Consider the following 22,260-nt stretch of genomic DNA (forward strand, 5'->3'; position numbering starts at 1 on the left):
GTCCCCGGCAGGGGGCCGGGCGCCGCTGCCTTTCCACCGTGTTCACGTCCGTGACGGGCGGGTGTGGCCCTTTCTTGACCGGAATGTTGCGGCGAAAGCCGTACGTTAATGGGGAGAACGGCCGGAGAAGTGCTCTGCGACGGGTAAACTCGACGTGGACCCAGAAGCGGTCGGTCGGTAACCGGTCGTGGGAGTCATGACACGAATGCGGGCGCCCACAGCGGCGCCCTGCGGGTGCGGCCGTTTTGACGTGTTGCGCTGGGCTGGGTAGTCTTGCCCTTCGTGCTCATGTCTTCATGGGCCCTCATGCGTGTGCGTCGACAGGTTCCCGGTGGGGAGTCGGCAGGGGCGCCGCATGGCCTCCTCCACCGGACCGGCCTTGACCGGGTTGTGGCGTGACAAGTGCGCGACACGCCCGACCGCGTGGGTCGGAGGGGATGAAAGAACCGCAGGTCATGACACCGGCAGTACCTGCAAAATGCACGACATTCGATTAACCGGCTAGCACGAACGGAGACGCGGTGCCCACGATTCAGCAGCTGGTCCGCAAGGGCCGCCAGGACAAGGTCACCAAGACCAAGACCCCGGCGCTCAAGGCCAGCCCTCAGCGACGCGGCACCTGCATGCGCGTTTACACCACGACCCCCAAGAAGCCGAACTCCGCGCTCCGCAAGGTCGCGCGTGTCCGGCTCACCAACGGTATCGAGGTCACGGCCTACATCCCCGGTGTCGGTCACAACCTTCAGGAGCACTCCATCGTGCTCGTCCGCGGTGGTCGTGTGAAGGACCTGCCGGGTGTTCGCTACAAGATCATCCGTGGTTCGCTCGACACCCAGGGTGTCCGTAACCGCAAGCAGGCCCGTAGCCGTTACGGCGCGAAGAAGGAGAAGTAAGAATGCCTCGCAAGGGTTCTCCTGGCCGTCGTCAGCTCATGGCTGACCCGGTTCACAACTCGCCCCTGGTCACCGCGCTTATCAACAAGGTGCTCCTGGACGGCAAGCGGTCCATCGCTCAGTCCATCGTGTACGGCGCCCTCGAAGGAGCCAAGGAGAAGACCGGCAACGACCCGGTCGTCACCCTGAAGCGCGCGCTGGACAACGTCAAGCCCACCCTTGAGGTCCGCAGCCGCCGTGTCGGTGGCGCGACCTACCAGGTCCCGGTCGAGGTGCGCGCCGCGCGCAGCACCACCCTGGCCCTGCGCTGGCTGGTGCAGTACTCCCGGGCCCGCCGCGAGAAGACCATGACCGAGCGCCTCATGAACGAACTGCTCGATGCCAGCAACGGCCTCGGCGCAAGCGTCAAGAAGCGTGAGGACACCCACAAGATGGCCGAGTCCAACAAGGCCTTCGCCCACTACCGCTGGTAACAGCGGCTTCGACGAGACGACGAGGACGCGAGAGAAGTGGCCACCACGACCGCTCTTGACCTGGCCAAGGTCCGCAACATCGGGATCATGGCTCACATCGACGCGGGCAAGACCACGACGACTGAGCGCATCCTGTTCTACACCGGTATCAACTACAAGATCGGTGAGGTCCACGAGGGCGCAGCCACGATGGACTGGATGGAGCAGGAGCAGGAGCGTGGTATCACCATCACCTCCGCTGCTACGACCTGCGAGTGGCTCGGCCACACGATCAACATCATCGACACGCCGGGTCACGTGGACTTCACGATCGAGGTGGAGCGCTCGCTCCGCGTCCTCGACGGTGCCGTCGCCGTGTTCGACGGCGTTGCAGGCGTCGAGCCCCAGTCCGAAACGGTGTGGCGTCAGGCCGACCGTTACGAAGTTCCCAGGATCTGCTTCGTCAACAAGCTGGACCGGGTCGGCGCGGAGTTCCACCGCTGCGTCGACATGATGATCAGCCGCCTGAACGCGACCCCCGCGGTTCTTCAGCTTCCCTGGGGCGTCGAGGCCGACTTCAAGGGCGTCATCGACCTGGTCAAGATGAAGGGTCTGCTCTGGAGCGCCGAGGCGGCCAAGGGCGAGATGTACGAGACCGTCGACATCCCGGCCGAGCACGCCGAGGCCGCTCGCGAGTGGCGTGACAAGCTGGTCGAGACGGTCGCCGAGAACGACGACGAGCTGATGGAGCTCTTCCTGGAGGGCGTCGAGCCCACCGAGGAGCAGCTGGTCGCGGCCATCCGCCGCGCGACGCTGAGCAGCGCCATCAACCCGGTCCTGACCGGCACCGCGTTCAAGAACAAGGGCATTCAGCCCCTGCTCGACGCGATCGTCGCCTACCTTCCCGCTCCGACCGACATCCCGGCCTTCAAGGGCCACGCGGTCGGCAAGGAAGACGAGGTCATCGAGCGCCACGCGGATGTGAACGAGCCGTTCTCCGCGCTGGCATTCAAGATCATGAGCGACCAGCACCTGGGCCGTCTCACCTACATCCGCATCTACTCGGGCACGCTCGAGACCGGCACCGCCGTGGTCAACTCGGTGAAGGGCCGTAAGGAGCGGATCGGCAAGATCTACCAGATGCACGCCAACAAGCGCGAGGAGCGCCCGTCGGCCGTCGCCGGTCAGATCGTCGCCGTCATGGGCCTGAAGGACACCACCACCGGTGACACCCTGGCCGACCCGGCTCACCCCGTGGTCCTGGAGTCGATGAACTTCCCGGCGCCGGTCATCAGCGTCGCCATCGAGCCCAAGACCAAGGGCGACCAGGAGAAGCTGGGCACCGCGATCCAGCGTCTGGCCGAGGAGGACCCGTCCTTCCAGGTCCGTCGTGACGACGAGACCGGGCAGACGGTCATCTGGGGTATGGGCGAGCTCCACCTGGAGATCCTCGTCGACCGGATGCGCCGCGAGTTCAAGGTCGAGGCCAACATCGGCCGGCCTCAGGTGGCCTACCGGGAGACCATCCGCCGCAAGGTGGAGAAGGTCGACTACGTCCACAAGAAGCAGACCGGTGGTTCCGGCCAGTTCGCCAAGGTCATCATTGACATTGAGCCGCTGGGCGAGGGCAACGACGGTTACGAGTTCGCGAACAAGGTCTCCGGTGGCCGCATCCCGAGGGAGTACATCCCCTCGGTCGACGCGGGTGCCCAGGAGGCGGCCGAGTTCGGTGTTCTCGCCGGCTACCCCATGGTCGGGGTCAAGGTCACCCTGCAGGACGGTGCCTACCACGAGGTGGACTCGTCCGAAATGGCCTTCAAGATCGCCGGCTCGATGGCCTTCAAGGAGGCCGCGCGCAAGGCGGACGCCGTAATCCTGGAGCCGATGATGGCCGTCGAGGTCACCACGCCCGAGGACTACATGGGTGACGTCATCGGTGACCTCAACGGTCGCCGCGGGCAGATCCAGGCGATGGACGAGCGCTCCGGCGCCCGGATCGTCAAGGCGCTCGTGCCGCTCTCTGAGATGTTCGGCTACGTGGGAGACCTTCGTAGCAAGACGCAGGGACGCGCGAGCTACAGCATGCAGTTCGACTCCTACGCGGAAGTGCCCGCGCACATCGCCAAGGAGATCGTCGCGAAGGTGCGGGGCGAGTAAGTCCAGCATCCAATCCGGTACGGGAGGCGAGCCTCCCCCGCTTCCTAGCAGGGGTGGGGAAAATCGCCTCCCGGCGCCGAAGGGTGCGGGGCGAGAACATTCTCGTCGGCCGGTTCCGAGAGGGATCGGCCTCCCCGAACCCGAATATGAAGACGCAAGTCACGTCAGAATCTCTAAGGAGAGAGCAGTGGCCAAGGCCAAGTTCGAGCGGACCAAGCCGCACGTAAACATCGGCACCATTGGGCACATCGACCACGGCAAGACCACTCTGACCGCGGCGATCACCAAGGTGCTCCACGAGCGTTTCCCGAACCTCAACGAGGCGACCCCGTTCGACAAGATCGACAAGGCGCCCGAGGAGAAGGCTCGTGGTATCACGATCTCCATCGCGCACGTCGAGTACCAGACCGAGAAGCGCCACTATGCCCACGTGGACTGCCCCGGTCACGCGGACTACGTGAAGAACATGATCACCGGTGCGGCTCAGATGGACGGTGCGATCCTCGTGGTCGCCGCCACCGACGGTCCGATGCCGCAGACGAAGGAGCACGTCCTCCTGGCCCGCCAGGTCGGCGTTCCCTACATCGTCGTGGCCCTCAACAAGTCCGACATGGTGGACGACGAGGAGATCCTGGAGCTCGTCGAGCTCGAGGTCCGTGAGCTTCTCTCGGCCCAGGAGTTCCCCGGCGACGACCTGCCGGTCGTCCGCGTCTCGGCGCTGAAGGCGCTTGAGGGCGACGCCAAGTGGGGTGACTCGATCATCGAGCTCATGACCGCGGTGGACGAGAACGTCCCCGAGCCGGTCCGTGAGACCGACAAGCCGTTCCTGATGCCGGTCGAGGACGTCTTCTCGATCACCGGTCGCGGCACGGTCGTCACCGGCCGTATCGAGCGTGGCATCGTCAAGGTCAGCGAGACCGTCGACATCATCGGCATCAAGGAGACCAAGACCACCACCACGGTCACCGGTGTCGAGATGTTCCGCAAGCTCCTCGACGAGGGCCAGGCGGGTGACAACGTCGGTCTGCTCCTGCGCGGCATCAAGCGCGAGGACGTCGAGCGCGGCCAGTGCATCATCAAGCCGGGCACGACCACCCCGCACACCGAGTTCGAGGCCCAGGTCTACATTCTGAGCAAGGACGAGGGCGGCCGCCACACGCCGTTCTTCAACAACTACCGCCCGCAGTTCTACTTCCGTACGACTGACGTGACCGGCGTGGTGAACCTCCCCGAGGGCACCGAGATGGTCATGCCGGGCGACAACACCGAGATGAACGTCGCGCTCATCCAGCCCATCGCGATGGAGGACGGTCTCAAGTTCGCCATCCGTGAGGGTGGCCGCACCGTCGGTGCGGGTCGAGTGACCAAGATCATCAAGTAGTACGATCGCGGAGTGGCGGTCGGCCCTCAACGCAGGGCCGGCCGCTTCCCCACGAGGGGCCCGCGCCGCAGGGCGCGAACCCTGGCAGGGACCCCACGAACCGTGATCTCGCAGTTGGTTCGGCCGAACGATGACCGAAGTAACTGCCAGATCACGGAAGAAAGCGCGGACTCACAGCGTCTGCTACGTGGGGCGTGTGCGGAGAACGTCGCCCCAGGGCGAAGTGGGCTCCGCACAACGTGGAGGGGACGTCCGAGACGGACCCGGCCATGACACAGCGGCAACAGGCCGCACGTAACTTTTTCAGACGACAGTGAAGGACACCGAGGCCATTATGGCGGGACAGAAGATCCGCATTCGGCTCAAGGCCTATGACCACGAGGTCATCGACGTCTCGGCCAAGAAGATCGTCGAGACGGTGACAAGGACTGGCGCCAAGGTCGCGGGCCCGGTGCCGCTGCCGACCGAGAAGAACGTGTACTGCGTCATCCGCTCGCCGCACAAGTACAAGGACAGCCGCGAGCACTTTGAGATGCGCACGCACAAGCGGCTGATTGACATCATCGACCCGACGCCGAAGACGGTCGACTCGCTCATGCGACTCGACCTTCCCGCCGGCGTCGACATCTCGATCAAGCTCTGAGGGAACGCACTGACATGGCTAAGCAGATCAAGGGCGTCCTGGGCAAGAAGCTCGGCATGACCCAGGTCTTCGACGCGGACAACCGGATGGTCCCGGTGACCGTCGTCGAGGCTGGTCCGTGCGTCGTGACCCGCGTCCGCACCGCTGAGAAGGACGGCTACACCGCCGTTCAGCTGGGCTTCGGGCAGGTCGACCCGCGGAAGGTCAACAAGCCGCTCGGCGACTACCTGCGCAAGCACGACATCACCCCGCGCCGTTACTTCGCGGAGATCCGCACTGACGACGTGAGCGAGTACACCCTGGGCCAGGAGCTCTCGGCCGACACCTTCGAGGCCGGCCAGTACGTCGACGTGACGGGCAAGAGCAAGGGCAAGGGTTACGCGGGTGTCATGAAGCGGCACGGCTTCAAGGGCCTGGGCGCCTCGCACGGTACGCAGCGCAAGCACCGCTCGCCGGGTTCCATCGGTGGCTGCGCCACCCCGGGCCGCGTCTTCAAGGGCGTGCGCATGGCCGGCCGGATGGGCAACGCCCGCACGACCATCCAGAGCCTCAAGGTCCACGCCGTGGACGCCGAGAAGGGCCTCATCCTGATCAAGGGTGCGATCCCCGGCGCCAACGGCAGCCTGGTTCTGGTCCGCACCGCTGCCAAGAAGGGGGCTGCCAAGTGAGCACCATTGACGTCCTCGACGCGAGCGGCGACAAGGCCGGGACCGTCGATCTGCCGGAGGACATCTTCGGCACCAAGGTCAACATCCCGCTGATCCACCAGGTCGTCGTGGCCCAGCTCGCCGCTCGCCGGCAGGGCACCCACAAGGCCAAGACCCGCGGTGAGGTCAGTGGCGGCGGCAAGAAGCCGTACCGCCAGAAGGGTACGGGCCGCGCCCGCCAGGGTTCGACCCGCGCTCCGCAGTTCACCGGCGGCGGCACCGTCCACGGTCCGGTTCCGCGGGACTACTCGCAGAAGACTCCCAAGAAGATGAAGGCCGCCGCCCTGCGCGGGGCCCTGTCCGACAGGGCGACCGGGGGCCGCGTTCACGTGGTCAGCGGTCTGGTCGCGGGGGAGACCCCGAAGACCAAGGCGGCTCTCGAGTCGCTTCGCAAGATCACCGAGGCGCGTAGCGTCCTGGTCGTCGTCGACGAGGGTGACGAGCTCAGCTGGCTGAGCCTGCGCAACGCTCCCGAGGTCCACCTGCTGGACGCCGGGCAGCTCAACACCTACGACGTGCTCTGCCACGACGACGTCGTTTTCACTCAGGCGGCGTACGACCAGGTCGTCGCGCGTCTGAGCAAGAGCGGGAAGGAAGACGCCTGATGGAGAAGATCGCCGACCCGCGCGACATCATCATCAAGCCGGTTGTCTCCGAGAAGAGCTACGGCCTGATCGACGAGCACAACAAGTACACGTTCCTGGTGCGGAAGACGGCCAACAAGACGCAGGTCAAGATCGCTGTTGAGAAGATCTTCGGCGTCAAGGTGGCCAGCGTCAACACCATCAACCGCCAGGGCAAGCGTAAGCGGACCAGATTCGGCTACGGCCAGCGTCCGGCTACCAAGCGAGCGATCGTCAGCCTGGTCGAAGGCGACCGGATTGACATCTTCGGCCAGATCGGCTGACGCGCTCGCTCAGTAAGTACAGGGAGAAAGCCCCTCACCACCAGGTGAGGGGCGTTCGACCGGATTAACCGACGAAGGATGAACGAAAAAGATGGGCATCCGTAAACTCAAGCCGACGACCCCGGGTCGCCGCGGCGCCAGCGTCTCGGACTTTGCCGAGATCACGCGCAGCACGCCCGAGAAGTCGCTGCTTGCACCCCTGCACAGCAAGGGTGGCCGTAACGTCCACGGCCGTGTCACCACCCGTCACCAGGGCGGTGGCCACAAGCGCGCCTACCGGATCATCGATTTCCGGCGTCACGACAAGGACGGGATCCCGGCCAAGGTCGCTCACATCGAGTACGACCCGAACCGCACCTCCCGTATCGCGCTGCTGCACTACGCCGACGGGGAGAAGCGCTACATCCTCTGCCCGACCGGCCTCAAGCAGGGCGACAAGATCGAGAACGGCCCCACGGCCGACATCAAGCCGGGCAACTGCCTCCCGCTGCGCAACATCCCGACCGGTACCTTCATCCACGCGGTGGAGCTCCGTCCGGGCGGTGGCGCCAAGCTGGGCCGGTCCGCCGGCGCGCAGATTCAGCTCCTCGCCAAGGAGGGCCAGTACGCCACGCTGCGTATGCCCTCCGGTGAGATGCGCCAGGTCGACGTTCGCTGCCGGGCCTCCATCGGCCAGGTCGGCAACGCCGAGCAGGCGAACATCAACTGGGGTAAGGCCGGACGTATGCGGTGGAAGGGCAAGCGCCCCACCGTCCGCGGCGTCGCGATGAACCCGGTCGACCACCCGCACGGTGGTGGTGAGGGTAAGACCTCCGGCGGTCGTCACCCTGTCAACCCCAAGGGCAAGCCCGAGGGTCGTACTCGTGCGGCGAACAAGGCCAGCGACCGGCTGATCATCCGCCGTCGTACCAAGCGGAAGAAGCGGTAGGAGCAGCCAAAATGCCACGTAGCCTCAAGAAGGGTCCCTTCGTGGACGACCACCTTCAGAAGAAGGTGGATGCCCAGAACGAGAAGGGCACCAAGAACGTCATCAAGACGTGGTCGCGGCGCTCCATGATCGTGCCCGACATGCTCGGCCACACGATCGCCGTTCACGACGGCCGCAAGCACGTCCCGGTGTTCGTCACCGAGTCGATGATCGGCCACAAGCTGGGTGAGTTCGCGCCGACGCGGACCTTCCGCAGCCATGTCAAGGAAGACCGCCGCAGCCGGCGATAAGCGCCTCAGGAAGAGGACGTCGAGCCGGGAACGATCGGAAGCGATCGTCACAGAGTGAGACGGACTCGACCAAAACGAAGGGTAAGAGGAGTAAGCGATGGAAGCCAGGGCTCAGGCGCGGTTCGCGCGCCACACGCCCATGAAGGCCCGCCGTGTGGTGGACCTCATTCGCGGGCTGCCCGCTTCGGAGGCGCAGGCCGTGCTGCAGTTCGCTCCCCAGTCGGCGAGCGAGACCGTGTACAAGGTGCTGTCGAGCGCCATTGCCAACGCGGAGCACAACTTCAAGCTCGACCGTGACACGCTCTTCGTGAGCCGTGCCTGGGTCGACGAGGGCCCGACGCTGAAGCGGTTTCGTCCCCGTGCTCAGGGTCGTGCCTATCGGATCAACAAGCGGACCAGCCACATCACCGTGATCGTGGAGTCCCGCGAGCCGAAGGGGAGGACCCGCTAGTGGGTCAGAAGGTTAACCCGCACGGGTTCCGCCTCGGCATCACGACCGACTTCAAGAGCCGGTGGTATGCCGACAAGCTCTACAAGTCGTACGTTGCCGAGGATGTGGCGATCCGCCGCATGCTCAAGAAGGGCATGGAGCGGGCCGGCATCTCCAAGGTGGAGATCGAGCGGACCACCGACCGGGTTCAGGTCGACATTCACACCGCCCGTCCGGGCATCGTCATCGGCCGCCGCGGCGCCGAGGCGGACCGGATTCGCGGTGACCTCGAGAAGCTGACCAAGAAGCAGGTCCAGCTGAACATCCTTGAGGTCAAGAACCCTGAGATCGACGCTCAGCTCGTCGCCCAGGGTGTGGCCGAGCAGCTGTCCAGCCGTGTCTCGTTCCGCCGTGCCATGCGCAAGGCGATGCAGTCGGCGATGAAGAGCGGCGCCAAGGGCATCCGGGTGCAGTGCTCCGGTCGTCTCGGCGGCGCTGAGATGTCCCGTTCGGAGTTCTACCGCGAGGGCCGCGTGCCCCTGCACACCCTCCGCGCGGACATCGACTACGGCCTGTACGAGGCCCGTACCACCTTCGGCCGTATCGGCGTGAAGGTGTGGATCTACAAGGGTGAGGCTCCGACCAGCCGCGCCGAGCGCGAGGCGGCTGCCGCCGGTGCTCGTGCGGGCCAGCGTCGTGACCGCGACGACCGTCGTGGCCCCGGTGCCGGTGGCGGCGACCGTCCCCGTCGTGGTGCCGGTGGCGCCCGTCGTGGTGCCGGTGCCGGCCGTGGCGACCGCGCCCCCAGGAACGAGGCGGCCTCCCAGGCTGCCCCCGAGACCGGCCCGGCTGCGCAGCCGGGTGCTGAAGGGAGCTGACCATGCTGATCCCGCGCAGGGTCAAGCACCGTAAGCAGCACCGGCCCGACCGTCACGGCGCTGCCAAGGGCGGCACCAGGGTCGTGTTCGGCGAGTTCGGCATTCAGGCGATTGAGCACTCCTACGTGACCAACCGCCAGATCGAGTCGGCTCGTATCGCGATGACCCGTCACATCAAGCGTGGTGGAAAGGTCTGGATCAACATCTATCCGGACCGTCCGCTCACCAAGAAGCCCGCCGAGACCCGCATGGGTTCCGGTAAGGGTTCGCCGGAGTGGTGGATCGCCAACGTCAAGCCCGGTCGCATCATGTTCGAGCTGTCGGGTGTCGCCGAGCCGGTGGCTCGCGAAGCCCTGCGTCGTGCGATGCACAAGCTGCCGATGAAGTGCCGGTTCGTCAAGCGTGAAGTGGGTGAGGCGTGATGGCTAAGGGCCTGACCGCCGGTGAGCTGCGGGTGGAAGACCAGGACACTCTGGTCACGAAGCTGAAGGAAGCCAAGGAGGAGCTGTTCAACCTCCGCTTCCAGTCTGCGACCGGCCAGTTGGAGAGCCACGGGCGGCTGCGTGCCGTTCGCCGCGAAATCGCCCGTATCTACACGGTGATGCGCGAGCGGGAGCTCGGAATCGTCACGGTAGAGAAGGAGTCGATTGATGGCTGAGGCCACGGAAACCACGACCGAGACGCGGAACTACCGCAAGACCCGTGAGGGTCTGGTCGTCAGCGACAAGATGGACAAGACTGTCGTGGTCGCTGTCGAGGACCGCGTCAAGCACCCCCTGTACGGCAAGGTCATCCGCAGGACGACCAAGTACAAGGCGCACGACGAGGCCAACAGCTGCGGTGTCGGCGACCGAGTCCTCCTGATGGAGACCCGGCCGCTCTCCGCCAGCAAGCGTTGGCGGGTCATCGAGATCCTCGAGAAGGCCAAGTAAGTCAACGCGCCTCGTGGGGGGTGACACCGTCACCCCCCATGACGGCGTCCAAGGGGGCGAAGCGATCTTCGCCCCGCCTGCGTCGGCGGTCCGCCAGGGACTGTCGCCGGGGGAAAAAGACCCAGCAGGTTCCGCAAGGCTCACCCACGGGTGAGAACCAGCGAGACAAACAGGAGTACAAGTGATCCAGCAGGAGTCGCGGCTCAAGGTCGCCGACAACACCGGTGCGAAGGAAGTCCTTTGCATCCGTGTGCTCGGTGGCTCGGGCCGGCGCTACGCGGGAATCGGCGACATCATCGTCGCCACTGTCAAGGACGCCATTCCCGGCGGCACCGTGAAGAAGGGCGATGTGGTCAAGGCCGTCATCGTCCGCACTGTCAAGGAGCGCCGCCGGCCCGACGGCTCCTACATCCGCTTCGACGAGAACGCCGCCGTCATCATCAAGGACAGCGGTGACCCCCGGGGCACCCGCATCTTCGGTCCCGTTGGACGTGAGCTGCGTGACAAGAAGTTCATGCGGATCATCTCGCTCGCGCCGGAGGTGTTGTAATGCCGAAGCTGCATGTGAAGAAGGGTGACCTCGTACTGGTCATCGCCGGCAAGGACAAGGGTGCCAAGGGCCGCGTGATCGCCGCCCACCCGCGCGACGAGCGCGTGGTGGTCGAGGGCGTCAACATGGTCAAGAAGCACTCCAAGGAGACCAACCAGGGTCCGCGTGGCGCCAAGACCGGCGGCGTGCAGACCATGGAGGCTCCCATCCACGTGAGCAACGTCAAGAAGCTCAAGGATGACGACAAGCCCGCCAAGAAGGAGTCGGCCAAGGCTGCTTCCGAGGAGACGGGTGAGGACAACTGATGACCGCGAACACTGAAGAGCGGACCCTCCCGCGCCTCAAGCAGCGCTACCGCGAAGAGATCATCGCGAAGCTGAACGAGCAGTTCGGGTTCGAGAACATCATGCTGGTGCCCACCATCACCAAGATCAAGGTGAACATGGGCGTCGGCGAGGCCGCGCGTGACTCGAAGCTCATCGAAGGCGCCGTCCGCGACCTCACCGTGATCACCGGCCAGAAGCCGGCGGTCGTCCGCGCCCGCAAGTCCATCGCCCAGTTCAAGCTGCGCGAGGGCATGCCGATCGGCGCGCACGTCACGCTCCGCGGCGACCGCATGTGGGAGTTCCTCGACCGGCTGCTCTCGCTGGCGCTGCCCCGCATCCGTGACTTCCGCGGCCTGTCGCCCAAGCAGTTCGACGGCAACGGGAACTACACCTTCGGTCTCACCGAGCAGGTCATGTTCCACGAGATCGACCAGGACAAGGTCGACCGCCAGCGTGGTATGGACATCACGGTCGTGACCACCGCTAAGACCGACGACCAGGGCCGGGCGCTGCTGAAGCACCTCGGCTTCCCCTTCAAGGAGGCCTGATCATGGCGAAGACGTCGCTCAAGGTCAAGGCTGCTCGCAAGGCCAAGTTCGAGGTCCGGGCGTACACTCGGTGCTCGCGCTGTGGTCGTCCCCGCGCCGTCTACCGGAAGTTCGGCCTGTGCCGCATCTGCTTCCGTGAGATGGCGCACCGGGGCGAGCTGCCCGGCATCACCAAGTCGAGCTGGTAGCCGTCCGCGCGGTCCCATGACCATCACGGGCCCGCGCGGGGCACCGGCCACACATAGAAGTTCGTATTCACCGGGCGCTGACTACAAGCGCCCATGACCGCACCGAAGGTCCCCTGTGGAAACCGCGGTGAGGAAGGCCACCGGCCATGACGATGACCGACCCGATCGCAGACATGCTGACGCGTCTGCGAAACGCGAACTCGGCGTACCACGACAGCGTGGCGATGCCGTACTCGAAGATCAAGGCGCACATCGCCGAGATCCTCCAGCAGGAGGGTTACATCCAGTCCTGGGGCGTCGAAGACGCCAAGGTCGGAAAGAACCTCGTGGTGGAGCTGAAGTTCGGGCCGAGCCGTGAGCGGTCGCTCGCGGGCCTGCGACGGGTTTCCAAGCCCGGCCTGCGGGTTTATGCAAAGAAGGACAACCTGCCCCGAGTCCTGGGCGGACTGGGCGTCGCGATCATCTCGACGTCCGGCGGTCTCATGACGGACAAGCAGGCCGGCAAGCGTGGAGTGGGCGGGGAAGTCCTCGCCTTCGTTTGGTAGAGGGGAGAACGAACAGCATGTCAAGAATCGGACGGCTGCCCATCCCCGTACCGAACGGAGTGGACGTCGCCATCGACGGCCGGGACGTCACGGTCAAGGGCCCCAAGGGCACGCTTTCGCTTACGGTCGCGGAACCCATCGCGATCGCCAAGGGTGAGGACGGAAATCTCTCCGTCACCCGCCCCAACGACGAGAACAAGATCCGTGCGCTGCACGGCCTGTCCCGCACCCTGGTCGCCAACATGGTGACCGGTGTGACTCAGGGGTACTCGAAGTCCCTGGAGATCGTGGGCGTCGGTTACCGCGTGCAGGCCAAGAGCCCGACTCAGCTTGAGTTCGCTCTCGGCTTCAGCCACCCGGTGATCGTCAACGCTCCCGAGGGTGTCACCTTCCGCGTCGAGAAGCCGACGCTGTTCCACGTGGACGGCATCGACAAGCAGAAGGTCGGCGAGATCGCCGCGAACATCCGCAAGCTGCGCAAGCCCGACCCGTACAAGGGCAAGGGCGTGCGCTACCAGGGTGAAGTTATCCGCCGCAAGGTCGGAAAGGCTGGTAAGTAGGCATGGCTGGCAAGACTGCGTTCGGCAAGCACACGGCCGCCCGCGCCGTCTCGCGGGCCCGCCGCCACGGCCGAGTCCGCAAGAAGGTTGTCGGTACGGCCACGCGTCCGCGTCTGGTCGTCAACCGCTCCACGAGGCACCTCTTCGTGCAGATCGTCGACGACGCCCAGGGCCACACGCTGGTGAGCGCCTCCACCATGGACGCCTCCCTGCGCTCGGCCGAGGGCGCCAAGACCGACAAGGCCAAGCAGGTCGGCGAGCTTCTCGCTCAGCGGGCCAAGGCAGCCGGGATCACCGCGGTCGTGTTCGACCGGGGTGGCAACCGCTACGCGGGCCGCATCGCGGCTCTCGCGGACAGCGCCCGCGAAGGTGGACTGGAGTTCTGATGACTCCTTTCACCAGTGCGCAACCGATGGCCCGTCTTACGAATGAGAAGAGGAACCACTAATGGCTGGAGCTCCGCGTCGCGGTGGCGCCGCCGGTGGCGAGCGGCGTGACGGTCGTCGTGACGACCGCCGCGGTGGCAACGCTGACAAGGGCGTCTCGTACATCGAGCGCGTTGTGAAGATCAACCGAGTGGCCAAGGTCGTGAAGGGTGGTCGTCGCTTCAGCTTCACCGCCCTCGTCATCGTCGGTGACGGCAACGGCATGGTCGGTGTCGGCTACGGCAAGGCCAAGGAAGTGCCCGCGGCGATCGCCAAGGGTGTCGAAGAGGCCAAGAAGCACTTCTTCAAGGTGCCCCGTATCCAGGGCACCATCCCGCACATCGTGCAGGGCGAAGAGGCCGCCGGCGTCGTCTTCCTGCGTCCGGCGTCGCCCGGTACCGGTGTCATCGCCGGTGGCCCGGTGCGCGCCGTGCTGGAGTGCGCGGGCATCCACGACGTGCTGTCCAAGTCGCTCGGCTCGGACAACCCGATCAACATCGTGCACGCCACCGTGGCCGCTCTGAAGGGCCTCAGCCGCCCCGAGGAGATCGCGGCCCGCCGTGGCCTGCCGATCGAGGACGTCGCCCCCAAGGCGATGCTCAAGGCTCGCGCCGAGGGTCTCGCGGAGGCCGCGGCGGCGAAGGCGGTGAGCTAGCCCATGGCACGCCTGAAGATTACCCAGGTCCGCTCGAAGATCGGTGGCAAGCAGAAGCAGCGTGACTCGCTGCGCTCGCTCGGTCTTAAGCGAATCGGCGACGTCGTCGTCAAGGAGGACCGCCCGGAGATCCGCGGCATGGTCTCCGTGGTGACGCACCTCGTCACCGTGGAAGAGGTCGACTAGACATGGCAGAGAACACTCCGCTCCGCATCCACCACCTGCGTCCGGCCCCCGGCGCCAACAAGTCGAAGGTCCGCAAGGGCCGCGGCGAGGCGTCCAAGGGCAAGACCGCGGGTCGCGGAACCAAGGGCACGAGGGCCAGGAACACTGTCCCGCTCGGCTTCGAGGGTGGTCAGGTTCCGCTGCAGCGGCGCCTGCCCAAGTTCAAGGGCTTCTCCAACGCCCTGTTCAAGACGACCTACCAGGTCGTCAACCTTGACAGGCTCGGCGAGCTGTTCCCCGACGGTGGCGACGTCACCGTGGAGGCGCTGGTCGCCAAGGGCGCGGTTCGCAAGAACCAGCTCGTCAAGGTTCTGGGAACCGGTGACATCTCCGTGGCGTTGAACGTGGAGGCGCACGCCTTCTCCGCCAGTGCCAAGGAGAAGATCGCTGCCGCCGGAGGCTCCGTCTCCGAGCTGTAGGTGTCATCATCACGCGGCGCGGGGGCTCGTAATGGGCTCCCGCGCCCGTAGTGCGTTAGAGTTCGCTGGACAGTGGGCCTCGACTCATTTCCTTGGGCTCATTGACTGGATATGGCAAAGATGGAACACCCCCGCACCATCGCTGACCGACCTCGCCTTTCAGGCGCGCAGGAGGGACCGTGCTGACCGCATTTACCCGAGCGTTCCGTACGCCGGACCTGCGTAAGAAGCTGCTCTTCACTTTGGGCATCATTGCGCTGTTCCGACTTGGGTCGGTCCTGCCGACTCCGGGTGTGCATACCGAGAACATCAGCCGTTGTCTCACCCAGGCGCAGGCGGGGGACGCGGGCAACATCTACGGAATGGTGCAGCTGTTCAGCGGCGGCGCCCTCCTGAAACTTTCAGTGTTCGCCCTCGGCATCATGCCGTACATCACCGCGAGCATCATTCTTCAGCTGCTCGTCGTGGTCATTCCGCGCCTGGAGGCCCTCAAGAAGGAGGGGCAGGCCGGACAGACCAAGATCACGCAGTACACGCGTTACCTGACGGTCGGGCTTGCCATCCTGCAGTCGACCGCCTTCGTGGCCCTGGCCCGCGGCGGCCAGCTGTTCCCGCAGTGCCGCGAAGAGATCCTCCTCGACAAGGACAACGTCTTCGCCATCGTCACGATGGTGCTGACCATGACCGCCGGCACCGCCGTCGTCATGTGGCTGGGCGAGCTCGTCACCGACCGCGGCATCGGCAACGGCATGTCCATCCTGATCTTCACTCAGGTCATCGCCGTCTTCCCGTCCGAGCTGCTGAACATCGCCAGGCAGAAGGGCGGCTTCGTCTTCGCCGTGGTCATCGTCGTCGGTATCGCGATGATCGCCCTGGTCGTGATGGTCGAGCAGGCCCAGCGCCGGATCCCGGTGCAGTACGCCAAGCGCATGGTCGGCCGCCGGATGTACGGCGGGACGTCGACCTACATCCCGCTGAAGGTCAACCAGGCCGGCATCATCCCGGTCATCTTCGCCTCCTCGCTGCTCTACCTTCCGCAGCTGATCACGACGCTCTTCACGAACAGCCAGGAAGAGCCGAACAAGATCATCCAGTGGATCTCGCAGGAGTTCGGCGGCGGAGGGACCACCCCGACGTACATGATCACTTTCTTCCTGCTTATCGTGTTCTTCACGTACTTCTACGTGTCGATTACCTTCAACCCCGTTGAAGTCGCCGACAACATGAAGAAGTACGGTGGTTTCATCCCGGGCATCCGCCCGGGGCGCCCGACGGCTGAGTACTTGAACTATGTGCTCACGCGACTCACCGCTCCTGGCGCGCTGTATCTGGGCCTGATCTCCATGGTGCCGATCGTCGCGCTGGCGCTCGTCGGTGCGAGTCAGAACTTCCCGTTCGGAGGGACGAGCATTCTGATCATGGTTGGTGTCGGCCTTGACACCGTGAAGCAGATCGAAAGCCAGCTGCAGCAGCGCAACTATGAAGGCTTCCTGAAATAGTGCGCCTCGTCCTGGTCGGGCCCCCCGGAGCGGGTAAGGGGACACAGGCCCAGTTCATTGCGTCGAACCTGTCGATCCCGAAGATTTCGACAGGTGACATCTTCCGTGCCAACGTCTCGGGTGGTACGGAGCTCGGCAAGCTTGCCAAGGAATACATGGACCGCGGTGACCTCGTGCCTGACGAGGTCACCATCGCGATGGTCCGTGACCGCCTCGCTGAGAAAGACGCGCAGGACGGTTTCCTGCTCGACGGCTTCCCCAGGAACGTGCCCCAGGCCGAGATCCTGAAGAAGATCCTCGCCGAGTTCGGATCCGGTCTGGACATCGTTCTGGAGCTCGTGGTCGACGACGAGGAGGTCGTCCGCAGGCTCGCCGGGCGCCGCACCTGTAGCCAGTGCGGTCGTATCTGGCACGTCGACTTCGACGACAAGAAGGACGACATCTGCGACGCCTGTGACGGCCGGCTGTACCAGCGCGACGACGACAAGGAGGAGACCGTCAGGCACCGCCTGGAGGTCTATCAGGAGCAGACCGCCCCCCTGGTCTCCTTCTACGCGGACGAGGGCATCCTTGTCGGAGTCGACGCCACCGGTCCGGTGGAAGAGATCACTCAGCGCGCTATGGAGGCCCTGAGCCCCTTCGTCGGCTAGCGAAGCGATATCTACCTTGCACGCCACCCATGGCTTCTCATGGGTGGCGTGCTGCCATTTAGGGCAGAATCTGGGGAATTGGGCTCCCGGACCGCCCGTTGAACCACCCCAGGGGGTGCGCACGTGTTCAAGAAGAACAAGCACGGAATTCAGCTGAAGACGCCCGAACAACTGGAGAAGATGCGGGCGGCGGGCCTGGTGGTCGGTCGTACCCTGCAGTTGCTGCGGGAGAGCGTCCAGCCGGGCATGACGCCCCTGGACCTCGACGCGATCGCGGAGAAGGCCATCAGAGGCGAGGGGGCGATCCCCTCCTTCAAGGGTTACCAGGGCTTCCCGGCGACCATCTGCGCGTCGGTCAACCACGAGGTGGTCCATGGCATCCCGAGCGACCGCAGGGCGCTGCGGGAGGGCGACGTCATTTCGATCGACTGCGGTGCCATCCTGGACGGCTGGCACGGCGACTCGGCCATCACGGTCGGCATCGGTGAGGTGGACCCCAAGCTGACCGAGCTGATGCGGGTCACCGAGGAGGCCATGTGGCGGGGCATCGCCGCGCTCACGGTGGGTCGCCACCTGTCCGATATCGGTCACGAGGTGGAGAAGTACGTCCGCTCCCAGGGGCGCTACGGCATCCCGCAGGAGTACGGCGGGCACGGCATCGGCACCGAGATGCATATGGACCCGTGGGTGGCCAACCACGGCAAACCGGGCCGTGGCCCGCGTTTCGAACCGGGTATGTGCTTCGCCGTCGAGCCCATGGTCAACCTGGGGACGGACCGGACCAAGGTGCTGGCCGACGACTGGACCGTGGTCACGATCGACGGTAAGGCCTCGGCACACTTCGAACACAGCGTCGCCGTGACACATAATGGACCTTGGGTACTGACCGCCCTTGACGGGGGTAAAGAGCGGCTTGTCGACTTGTTGGGAGACGCGGGCTAGATCAGGCTCGCCGGTGAGCGGATGTGGTTGATATGGCGGCTGGTCCAGATATGCGAGCTTCCGATGGGGACCGCGACAAGGTCGCCTCGGTCCTGCGGGAGCACTACGCGCAGGGCCGCCTGACCACCGAGGAGTTCGACGAGCGCCTCGAACAGCTCTACAGCAGCAAGACGTACGGCGAGCTCGCCGTCCTCACCTCCGATCTTCCCGACGTCGACCTGCGCCGGCTTCCGGAGACCCCCTCCCGCGCCCCTGAGCGCACCAAGGGGGGCAAGCAGGACAAGGCACAGAACAAGGGTCTGGCGGCCGCCTGGGCCGCCTGGGCGACGGCCAGCGGCGTCAACTGGATGATCTGGCTCATCATCGGAGTGACCAGCGGCCTCGACTTCCCCTACCCGTGGCCGCTCTGGGTCATGGGCCCGTGGGGTGTGGTGTTGCTGGTGACGACCGTCCTCACCGGGCTGGGCGGGGACAAGAAGTCCACCTGAGTGGTGGGGAGGGGGTGGATTCCAGTGCCGGGTCATCGGGGCCTGCCCATGGCGCGAGCCGCCGCGGGACGTCGGGCGGATCCCCTCGGACGGCCTCGATAGGGGCGGTCGTCCGAGGGGATCCGGTCTGACCGGGCCGTAGGAGTGCTGGCCTGACCAGGCTGGACATGCCACAATGAGGCCACGAGCATTCGCGCGTCGAACCGTGCCGTCCATCCCTGTAGGGATCTGCGGTATCCTGTGTAGCGGTTGTGTCAAGGTGCCGGCCGTGTGTTTCGCATTTCCTCGCCCGGTGCCGTACACTCCTTCTTCGGTTCACTATGACCATTGCGCGTCGGCGGTGTCGCAACCGCCGCTCTCATCGAAGCGCTGGGTCGCGGCTGCTTAGTGTTCCGAAGCCTCAGACGACCGATCAGTGAAACGCGAGGGACATGGCCAAGAAAGACGGCGCCATCGAGATCGAGGGCACTGTGGTTGAGTCGCTCCCGAACGCGATGTTCAGGGTGCAACTCGATAACGGCCATAAGGTCCTGGCCCACATCAGCGGGCGGATGCGGATGCACTACATCCGGATCCTTCCTGACGACAGGGTTGTCGTCGAACTGAGCCCCTACGACCTCAGTCGTGGGCGGATCGTCTACCGATACAAGTAAGCGTCTGAGGGACGAATAGGACTATGAAGGTCAAGCCGAGCGTCAAGAAGATCTGTGACAAGTGCAAGGTGATTCGCCGGCACGGTCGCGTCATGGTGATCTGCGACAACCTGCGCCACAAGCAGCGCCAGGGCTAGTCGTTCCAACAGGCCCCACGAGAGTCCGTTCCCAAGAGGCGGGCTCGACCCATGTGGGGCTTCCAAGGTAATCGCGTTTCACACCTGCGCAGGCGGCTCGCGCCGTACCCCGCAGGAGACCCCCGGTCGGAGGCCGGGGCCCTCACCCCGGGCATGGGGAGGGGAAGTGAGGCGTAGGACCTCCGCCACAACGAAGGAGAATGCCCGACCATGGCTCGCCTGGTTGGCGTCGACCTCCCCCGCGACAAGCGGCTGGAGATCGCTCTCACCTACATTTTCGGGATCGGCCGCACGCGCGCGCTCGAGACCCTCAAGGCCACCGGTGTGAACGGCGACCTCCGCGTTCACCAGCTCACGGACGAGGAACTCGTCCCGCTGCGCGACTACATCGAGGCGAACTACAAGATCGAGGGTGACCTCCGTCGCGAAGTTCAGGCCGACATCCGTCGCAAGATCGAGATTCAGTGCTACCAGGGCATCCGGCACCGCCGTGGCCTTCCTGTGCACGGTCAGCGCACGCAGACCAACGCACGCACCCGTAAGGGCAAGAAGAAGACCGTGGCCGGTAAGAAGAAGCCCGGTAAGAAGTAGTCCGCGTAGCCGCAGGACCGAAGACCTCAGGAGTGAAGGCAAAGAATGCCTCCTAAGAGCCGCCAGGGTGCACCGAAGAAGGTGCGCCGCAAGGAAAAGAAGAACGTCGCTCACGGGCACGCCCACATCAAGAGCACGTTCAACAACACGATCGTTTCGATCACCGACCCGAGTGGGAACGTGATCTCCTGGGCCAGCGCCGGCCACGTCGGGTTCAAGGGCTCTCGCAAGTCCACCCCGTTCGCCGCGCAGATGGCCGCGGAGAACGCCGCCCGCCGCGCCATGGAGCACGGCATGCGCAAGGTCGACGTCTTCGTCAAGGGCCCCGGCTCCGGTCGTGAGACCGCGATCCGCTCGCTGCAGGCGACGGGTCTTGAGGTCGGGTCCATCCAGGACGTCACCCCCGTGCCGCACAACGGCTGCCGTCCGCCCAAGCGCCGTCGCGTCTGAGCCCAGGAGAAGATAGAAAATGGCTCGTTACACGGGTGCGGACTGCAAGCTCTGCCGCAGGGAGAAGACCAAGCTCTTCCTCAAGGGCAAGAAGTGCGAGTCCGCGAAGTGCCCCATCGAGATCCGTCCTTACCCGCCGGGTGAGCACGGCCGCGGCCGTCCCAAGGAGTCTGAGTACCAGCTCCAGCTCCGCGAGAAGCAGAAGACCCGCCGCATCTACGGCGTCCTCGAGAAGCAGTTCCACAACTACTACGAGGAAGCCAACCGCAAGACCGGCAAGACCGGCGAGAACCTCCTCCAGATCCTGGAGAGCCGTCTCGACAACGTGGTCTACCGCGCCGGTTTCGCCGAGTCGCGCGACGCCGCCCGCCAGCAGGTCCGTCACGGCCACATCCTGGTGAACGGCAAGAAGGTCGACATCCCGTCGTACCGGGTGCGCGAGCACGACATCGTCGAGGTCCGCGAGAAGTCGCGCAACCTCCTGCCCTACGAGGTGGCCCGCGCCACCGCCGGTGACAAGACGTACCCGGCGTGGCTCGGCGTCGTCCCGGACGCGCTGCGCGTCCTGGTCCACCAGCTCCCGGTCCGTCAGCAGATTGACACCCAGGTCCAGGAGCAGCTGATCGTCGAGCTCTACTCCAAGTAGCGGCTCCTCAGGTGCCGTGTGGCGATTCGCCGCACGGCACCTATGCTGTTGTTCGAGCGGCGTCAAATAGCGGGCGCCGCCATGCAAGGGAGATTCAACATGCTGATCGCTCAGCGTCCCTCCCTCCTCGAGGAGTCAATCGAGGAGACCCGGTCCAAGTTCATCATCGAGCCGCTGGAGCCGGGCTTCGGCTACACCATCGGCAACTCGCTGCGGCGCACGCTGCTGTCGTCCATCCCGGGCGCGGCGGTGACCAGCATCCGCATCGAGGGCGTGCTGCACGAGTTCACCACCGTGCCGGGTGTGAAGGAGGATGTCACCGACATCATCCTGAACCTCAAGGACCTGGTCGTCTCCTCCGAGCACGACGAGCCGGTGGTGATGTACCTGCGCAAGCAGGGCCCCGGTGACGTCACCGCCGCCGACATCGCGCCCCCGGCCGGTGTCGAGGTGCACAACCCCGAGCTGCGCATCGCCACCCTGAACGGCAAGGCGAAGCTGGAGATGGAGCTGACCGTCGAGCGCGGTCGCGGTTACGTCTCCGCCGCGCAGAACAAGCAGCCGGGCCAGGAGATCGGTCGCATCCCGATCGACTCCATCTACTCCCCAGTGCTCAAGGTCACCTACAAGGTCGAGGCGACCCGTGTCGAGCAGCGCACCGACTTCGACCGTCTGATCCTGGACGTCGAGACCAAGCCGTGCATGAAGCCCCGCGACGCGGTGGCCTCCGCGGGCAAGACCCTCGTCGAGCTGTTCGGCCTCGCCCGCGAGCTGAACGTCGAGGCCGAGGGCATCGACATCGGCCCGTCGCCGACGGACGCGGCCCTGGCCGCCGACCTGGCGCTGCCGATCGAGGAGCTGAACCTCACGGTCCGCTCCTACAACTGCCTCAAGCGCGAGGGCATCCACACCGTGGGTGAGCTCGTGGCGCGCAGCGAGCAGGACCTCCTCGACATAAGGAATTTCGGTGCGAAGTCCATCGAAGAGGTCAAGCAGAAGCTGCACGAGATGACGCTCGCGCTCAAGGACTCCCCGCCCGGGTTCGACCCGAGCGCGGTGGCCGGTGGCGGCTACGACGACGACGACAGCGCCTACGTCGAGACCGAGCAGTACTGATTTTTCTGTAACGGGGATCGTGAGCGACTCCCCGGCCCGACCCCGGTAC

The 22,260-nt window shown here is 65.3% G+C and carries 35 protein-coding genes; all 35 read left to right on the forward strand.

The features are described from left to right. Positions 1-521: 521 nt before the first annotated feature. The 35 genes from rpsL (at position 522) to ABZU75_RS10170 (ending at position 22,211) form a co-directional block, all read left to right on the forward strand. Positions 522-893, forward strand: a complete 372-nt coding sequence (gene rpsL / locus ABZU75_RS10000) for a 30S ribosomal protein S12 (protein ID WP_012887826.1) — start codon at positions 522-524, stop codon at positions 891-893. Between the two features lie 2 nt (positions 894-895). Further along, complete coding sequence (gene rpsG / locus ABZU75_RS10005) at positions 896-1,366, forward strand: 30S ribosomal protein S7 (RefSeq protein WP_012887827.1); 471 nt, start codon at positions 896-898, stop codon at positions 1,364-1,366. Positions 1,367-1,402: 36 nt separating this feature from the next. Next, a complete protein-coding gene (fusA, locus tag ABZU75_RS10010; RefSeq protein ID WP_355551467.1) occupies positions 1,403-3,502 on the forward strand; it encodes an elongation factor G in 2,100 nt (699 codons plus the stop codon). A 187-nt stretch (positions 3,503-3,689) separates the two neighbouring features. After that, positions 3,690-4,883, forward strand: coding sequence for an elongation factor Tu (gene tuf, locus ABZU75_RS10015; protein WP_355551469.1), 1,194 nt, complete (start codon positions 3,690-3,692; stop codon positions 4,881-4,883). Between the two features lie 334 nt (positions 4,884-5,217). Further along, positions 5,218-5,526, forward strand: a complete 309-nt coding sequence (rpsJ, locus tag ABZU75_RS10020) for a 30S ribosomal protein S10 (protein WP_030912931.1) — start codon at positions 5,218-5,220, stop codon at positions 5,524-5,526. A gap of 14 nt (positions 5,527-5,540) precedes the next feature. Next, on the forward strand, positions 5,541-6,194 hold the full coding sequence (gene rplC, locus ABZU75_RS10025; RefSeq protein ID WP_030912930.1) for a 50S ribosomal protein L3: 654 nt from the start codon (positions 5,541-5,543) through the stop codon (positions 6,192-6,194). Further along, positions 6,191-6,838, forward strand: a complete 648-nt coding sequence (gene rplD, locus ABZU75_RS10030) for a 50S ribosomal protein L4 (protein ID WP_350911368.1) — start codon at positions 6,191-6,193, stop codon at positions 6,836-6,838. Before rplC ends, rplD begins: the two co-directional genes overlap by 4 nt. Beyond that, the gene (gene rplW / locus ABZU75_RS10035) at positions 6,838-7,140 is read left to right on the forward strand and encodes a 50S ribosomal protein L23 (protein WP_030912923.1); all 303 of its coding nucleotides are present in this window, start codon (positions 6,838-6,840) and stop codon (positions 7,138-7,140) included. The genes rplD and rplW overlap by 1 nt, the downstream gene beginning before the upstream one ends. Positions 7,141-7,231: 91 nt before the next feature. Continuing rightward, positions 7,232-8,068, forward strand: a complete 837-nt coding sequence (gene rplB, locus ABZU75_RS10040; RefSeq protein ID WP_271220144.1) for a 50S ribosomal protein L2 — start codon at positions 7,232-7,234, stop codon at positions 8,066-8,068. Between the two features lie 11 nt (positions 8,069-8,079). Beyond that, a complete protein-coding gene (rpsS, locus tag ABZU75_RS10045) occupies positions 8,080-8,358 on the forward strand; it encodes a 30S ribosomal protein S19 (protein WP_030451498.1) in 279 nt (92 codons plus the stop codon). A 97-nt stretch (positions 8,359-8,455) separates the two neighbouring features. Then, on the forward strand, positions 8,456-8,809 hold the full coding sequence (gene rplV / locus ABZU75_RS10050) for a 50S ribosomal protein L22 (RefSeq protein WP_030912916.1): 354 nt from the start codon (positions 8,456-8,458) through the stop codon (positions 8,807-8,809). Further along, entirely contained in the window at positions 8,809-9,666 is an 858-nt protein-coding gene (rpsC, locus tag ABZU75_RS10055) for a 30S ribosomal protein S3 (RefSeq protein ID WP_030912914.1), read from the forward strand. The genes rplV and rpsC overlap by 1 nt, the downstream gene beginning before the upstream one ends. Before the next feature lie 2 nt (positions 9,667-9,668). Continuing rightward, the gene (rplP, locus tag ABZU75_RS10060; RefSeq protein ID WP_030912912.1) at positions 9,669-10,088 is read left to right on the forward strand and encodes a 50S ribosomal protein L16; all 420 of its coding nucleotides are present in this window, start codon (positions 9,669-9,671) and stop codon (positions 10,086-10,088) included. Then, on the forward strand, positions 10,088-10,324 hold the full coding sequence (gene rpmC, locus ABZU75_RS10065) for a 50S ribosomal protein L29 (protein WP_355551478.1): 237 nt from the start codon (positions 10,088-10,090) through the stop codon (positions 10,322-10,324). The genes rplP and rpmC overlap by 1 nt, the downstream gene beginning before the upstream one ends. Beyond that, positions 10,317-10,598, forward strand: coding sequence for a 30S ribosomal protein S17 (gene rpsQ, locus ABZU75_RS10070; RefSeq protein WP_030912907.1), 282 nt, complete (start codon positions 10,317-10,319; stop codon positions 10,596-10,598). The genes rpmC and rpsQ overlap by 8 nt, the downstream gene beginning before the upstream one ends. A gap of 181 nt (positions 10,599-10,779) precedes the next feature. Beyond that, complete coding sequence (gene rplN / locus ABZU75_RS10075) at positions 10,780-11,148, forward strand: 50S ribosomal protein L14 (protein WP_012887841.1); 369 nt, start codon at positions 10,780-10,782, stop codon at positions 11,146-11,148. Positions 11,149-11,156: 8 nt separating this feature from the next. Further along, the gene (gene rplX, locus ABZU75_RS10080) at positions 11,157-11,453 is read left to right on the forward strand and encodes a 50S ribosomal protein L24 (RefSeq protein ID WP_063766231.1); all 297 of its coding nucleotides are present in this window, start codon (positions 11,157-11,159) and stop codon (positions 11,451-11,453) included. Further along, complete coding sequence (rplE, locus tag ABZU75_RS10085) at positions 11,453-12,022, forward strand: 50S ribosomal protein L5 (RefSeq protein ID WP_030912902.1); 570 nt, start codon at positions 11,453-11,455, stop codon at positions 12,020-12,022. Before rplX ends, rplE begins: the two co-directional genes overlap by 1 nt. 2 nt (positions 12,023-12,024) lie before the next feature. Continuing rightward, a complete protein-coding gene (locus ABZU75_RS10090; RefSeq protein WP_012887844.1) occupies positions 12,025-12,210 on the forward strand; it encodes a type Z 30S ribosomal protein S14 in 186 nt (61 codons plus the stop codon). 146 nt (positions 12,211-12,356) lie between these two features. Continuing rightward, positions 12,357-12,755 carry a 30S ribosomal protein S8 gene (gene rpsH / locus ABZU75_RS10095; RefSeq protein ID WP_355551484.1) on the forward strand — a complete coding sequence of 133 codons (399 nt, stop codon included), beginning with the start codon at positions 12,357-12,359 and terminating at the stop codon, positions 12,753-12,755. A gap of 17 nt (positions 12,756-12,772) precedes the next feature. Further along, entirely contained in the window at positions 12,773-13,315 is a 543-nt protein-coding gene (gene rplF / locus ABZU75_RS10100) for a 50S ribosomal protein L6 (RefSeq protein ID WP_355551487.1), read from the forward strand. 2 nt (positions 13,316-13,317) lie between these two features. After that, the gene (gene rplR / locus ABZU75_RS10105) at positions 13,318-13,701 is read left to right on the forward strand and encodes a 50S ribosomal protein L18 (RefSeq protein WP_030912897.1); all 384 of its coding nucleotides are present in this window, start codon (positions 13,318-13,320) and stop codon (positions 13,699-13,701) included. A 61-nt stretch (positions 13,702-13,762) separates the two neighbouring features. Then, complete coding sequence (gene rpsE, locus ABZU75_RS10110) at positions 13,763-14,395, forward strand: 30S ribosomal protein S5 (protein WP_030912894.1); 633 nt, start codon at positions 13,763-13,765, stop codon at positions 14,393-14,395. Positions 14,396-14,398: 3 nt separating this feature from the next. Beyond that, positions 14,399-14,581, forward strand: coding sequence for a 50S ribosomal protein L30 (rpmD, locus tag ABZU75_RS10115; protein ID WP_030912892.1), 183 nt, complete (start codon positions 14,399-14,401; stop codon positions 14,579-14,581). A 2-nt stretch (positions 14,582-14,583) separates the two neighbouring features. Further along, on the forward strand, positions 14,584-15,039 hold the full coding sequence (gene rplO / locus ABZU75_RS10120) for a 50S ribosomal protein L15 (protein ID WP_350911377.1): 456 nt from the start codon (positions 14,584-14,586) through the stop codon (positions 15,037-15,039). A 179-nt stretch (positions 15,040-15,218) separates the two neighbouring features. Next, positions 15,219-16,538 carry a preprotein translocase subunit SecY gene (gene secY / locus ABZU75_RS10125; protein WP_030912888.1) on the forward strand — a complete coding sequence of 440 codons (1,320 nt, stop codon included), beginning with the start codon at positions 15,219-15,221 and terminating at the stop codon, positions 16,536-16,538. After that, positions 16,538-17,188, forward strand: coding sequence for an adenylate kinase (locus ABZU75_RS10130; protein ID WP_030912884.1), 651 nt, complete (start codon positions 16,538-16,540; stop codon positions 17,186-17,188). The genes secY and ABZU75_RS10130 overlap by 1 nt, the downstream gene beginning before the upstream one ends. 123 nt (positions 17,189-17,311) lie before the next feature. Next, a complete protein-coding gene (gene map, locus ABZU75_RS10135) occupies positions 17,312-18,130 on the forward strand; it encodes a type I methionyl aminopeptidase (RefSeq protein WP_350953868.1) in 819 nt (272 codons plus the stop codon). Between the two features lie 50 nt (positions 18,131-18,180). Beyond that, positions 18,181-18,618: a DUF1707 domain-containing protein gene (locus tag ABZU75_RS10140; protein ID WP_355551496.1), complete on the forward strand. Its 438-nt coding sequence runs from the start codon at positions 18,181-18,183 to the stop codon at positions 18,616-18,618. A gap of 431 nt (positions 18,619-19,049) precedes the next feature. After that, positions 19,050-19,271, forward strand: coding sequence for a translation initiation factor IF-1 (infA, locus tag ABZU75_RS10145; RefSeq protein ID WP_012887858.1), 222 nt, complete (start codon positions 19,050-19,052; stop codon positions 19,269-19,271). Positions 19,272-19,294: 23 nt separating this feature from the next. Further along, positions 19,295-19,408 carry a 50S ribosomal protein L36 gene (gene rpmJ / locus ABZU75_RS10150; RefSeq protein WP_003956441.1) on the forward strand — a complete coding sequence of 38 codons (114 nt, stop codon included), beginning with the start codon at positions 19,295-19,297 and terminating at the stop codon, positions 19,406-19,408. Positions 19,409-19,618: 210 nt separating this feature from the next. After that, positions 19,619-19,999: a 30S ribosomal protein S13 gene (gene rpsM, locus ABZU75_RS10155; RefSeq protein WP_012887859.1), complete on the forward strand. Its 381-nt coding sequence runs from the start codon at positions 19,619-19,621 to the stop codon at positions 19,997-19,999. A gap of 45 nt (positions 20,000-20,044) precedes the next feature. Next, positions 20,045-20,449: a 30S ribosomal protein S11 gene (gene rpsK, locus ABZU75_RS10160; protein WP_012887860.1), complete on the forward strand. Its 405-nt coding sequence runs from the start codon at positions 20,045-20,047 to the stop codon at positions 20,447-20,449. Positions 20,450-20,468: 19 nt separating this feature from the next. Further along, a complete protein-coding gene (rpsD, locus tag ABZU75_RS10165) occupies positions 20,469-21,095 on the forward strand; it encodes a 30S ribosomal protein S4 (RefSeq protein WP_030912875.1) in 627 nt (208 codons plus the stop codon). A 99-nt stretch (positions 21,096-21,194) separates the two neighbouring features. Further along, positions 21,195-22,211 carry a DNA-directed RNA polymerase subunit alpha gene (locus ABZU75_RS10170; protein WP_030912872.1) on the forward strand — a complete coding sequence of 339 codons (1,017 nt, stop codon included), beginning with the start codon at positions 21,195-21,197 and terminating at the stop codon, positions 22,209-22,211. Positions 22,212-22,260: the final 49 nt, after the last annotated feature.

Source organism: Streptosporangium sp. NPDC005286 (genome assembly GCF_040607515.1).
Taxonomy (GTDB): Bacteria; Actinomycetota; Actinomycetes; order Streptosporangiales; family Streptosporangiaceae; genus Streptosporangium.

What these genes read in the sequence shown, in the direction of transcription:
- rplF (WP_355551487.1), top strand. Translation starts at nt 12,773, where the DNA reads ATGTCAAGAATCGGACGGCTGCCCATCCCCGTACCGAACGGAGTGGAC.
- rplE (WP_030912902.1), top strand. Translation starts at nt 11,453, where the DNA reads ATGACCGCGAACACTGAAGAGCGGACCCTCCCGCGCCTCAAGCAGCGC.
- rpsE (WP_030912894.1), top strand. Translation starts at nt 13,763, where the DNA reads ATGGCTGGAGCTCCGCGTCGCGGTGGCGCCGCCGGTGGCGAGCGGCGT.
- rplV (WP_030912916.1), top strand. Translation starts at nt 8,456, where the DNA reads ATGGAAGCCAGGGCTCAGGCGCGGTTCGCGCGCCACACGCCCATGAAG.
- rpsH (WP_355551484.1), top strand. Translation starts at nt 12,357, where the DNA reads ATGACGATGACCGACCCGATCGCAGACATGCTGACGCGTCTGCGAAAC.
- rpsG (WP_012887827.1), top strand. Translation starts at nt 896, where the DNA reads ATGCCTCGCAAGGGTTCTCCTGGCCGTCGTCAGCTCATGGCTGACCCG.
- rpsS (WP_030451498.1), top strand. Translation starts at nt 8,080, where the DNA reads ATGCCACGTAGCCTCAAGAAGGGTCCCTTCGTGGACGACCACCTTCAG.
- rplW (WP_030912923.1), top strand. Translation starts at nt 6,838, where the DNA reads ATGGAGAAGATCGCCGACCCGCGCGACATCATCATCAAGCCGGTTGTC.
- rpsD (WP_030912875.1), top strand. Translation starts at nt 20,469, where the DNA reads ATGGCTCGTTACACGGGTGCGGACTGCAAGCTCTGCCGCAGGGAGAAG.
- rpmJ (WP_003956441.1), top strand. Translation starts at nt 19,295, where the DNA reads ATGAAGGTCAAGCCGAGCGTCAAGAAGATCTGTGACAAGTGCAAGGTG.
- rplR (WP_030912897.1), top strand. Translation starts at nt 13,318, where the DNA reads ATGGCTGGCAAGACTGCGTTCGGCAAGCACACGGCCGCCCGCGCCGTC.
- rpmD (WP_030912892.1), top strand. Translation starts at nt 14,399, where the DNA reads ATGGCACGCCTGAAGATTACCCAGGTCCGCTCGAAGATCGGTGGCAAG.
- rpsJ (WP_030912931.1), top strand. Translation starts at nt 5,218, where the DNA reads ATGGCGGGACAGAAGATCCGCATTCGGCTCAAGGCCTATGACCACGAG.
- rplP (WP_030912912.1), top strand. Translation starts at nt 9,669, where the DNA reads ATGCTGATCCCGCGCAGGGTCAAGCACCGTAAGCAGCACCGGCCCGAC.
- ABZU75_RS10170 (WP_030912872.1), top strand. Translation starts at nt 21,195, where the DNA reads ATGCTGATCGCTCAGCGTCCCTCCCTCCTCGAGGAGTCAATCGAGGAG.
- rpsM (WP_012887859.1), top strand. Translation starts at nt 19,619, where the DNA reads ATGGCTCGCCTGGTTGGCGTCGACCTCCCCCGCGACAAGCGGCTGGAG.
- rpsK (WP_012887860.1), top strand. Translation starts at nt 20,045, where the DNA reads ATGCCTCCTAAGAGCCGCCAGGGTGCACCGAAGAAGGTGCGCCGCAAG.
- ABZU75_RS10140 (WP_355551496.1), top strand. Translation starts at nt 18,181, where the DNA reads ATGCGAGCTTCCGATGGGGACCGCGACAAGGTCGCCTCGGTCCTGCGG.
- rpmC (WP_355551478.1), top strand. Translation starts at nt 10,088, where the DNA reads ATGGCTAAGGGCCTGACCGCCGGTGAGCTGCGGGTGGAAGACCAGGAC.
- rplB (WP_271220144.1), top strand. Translation starts at nt 7,232, where the DNA reads ATGGGCATCCGTAAACTCAAGCCGACGACCCCGGGTCGCCGCGGCGCC.
- rpsQ (WP_030912907.1), top strand. Translation starts at nt 10,317, where the DNA reads ATGGCTGAGGCCACGGAAACCACGACCGAGACGCGGAACTACCGCAAG.
- ABZU75_RS10090 (WP_012887844.1), top strand. Translation starts at nt 12,025, where the DNA reads ATGGCGAAGACGTCGCTCAAGGTCAAGGCTGCTCGCAAGGCCAAGTTC.
- rplO (WP_350911377.1), top strand. Translation starts at nt 14,584, where the DNA reads ATGGCAGAGAACACTCCGCTCCGCATCCACCACCTGCGTCCGGCCCCC.
- infA (WP_012887858.1), top strand. Translation starts at nt 19,050, where the DNA reads ATGGCCAAGAAAGACGGCGCCATCGAGATCGAGGGCACTGTGGTTGAG.
- rplC (WP_030912930.1), top strand. Translation starts at nt 5,541, where the DNA reads ATGGCTAAGCAGATCAAGGGCGTCCTGGGCAAGAAGCTCGGCATGACC.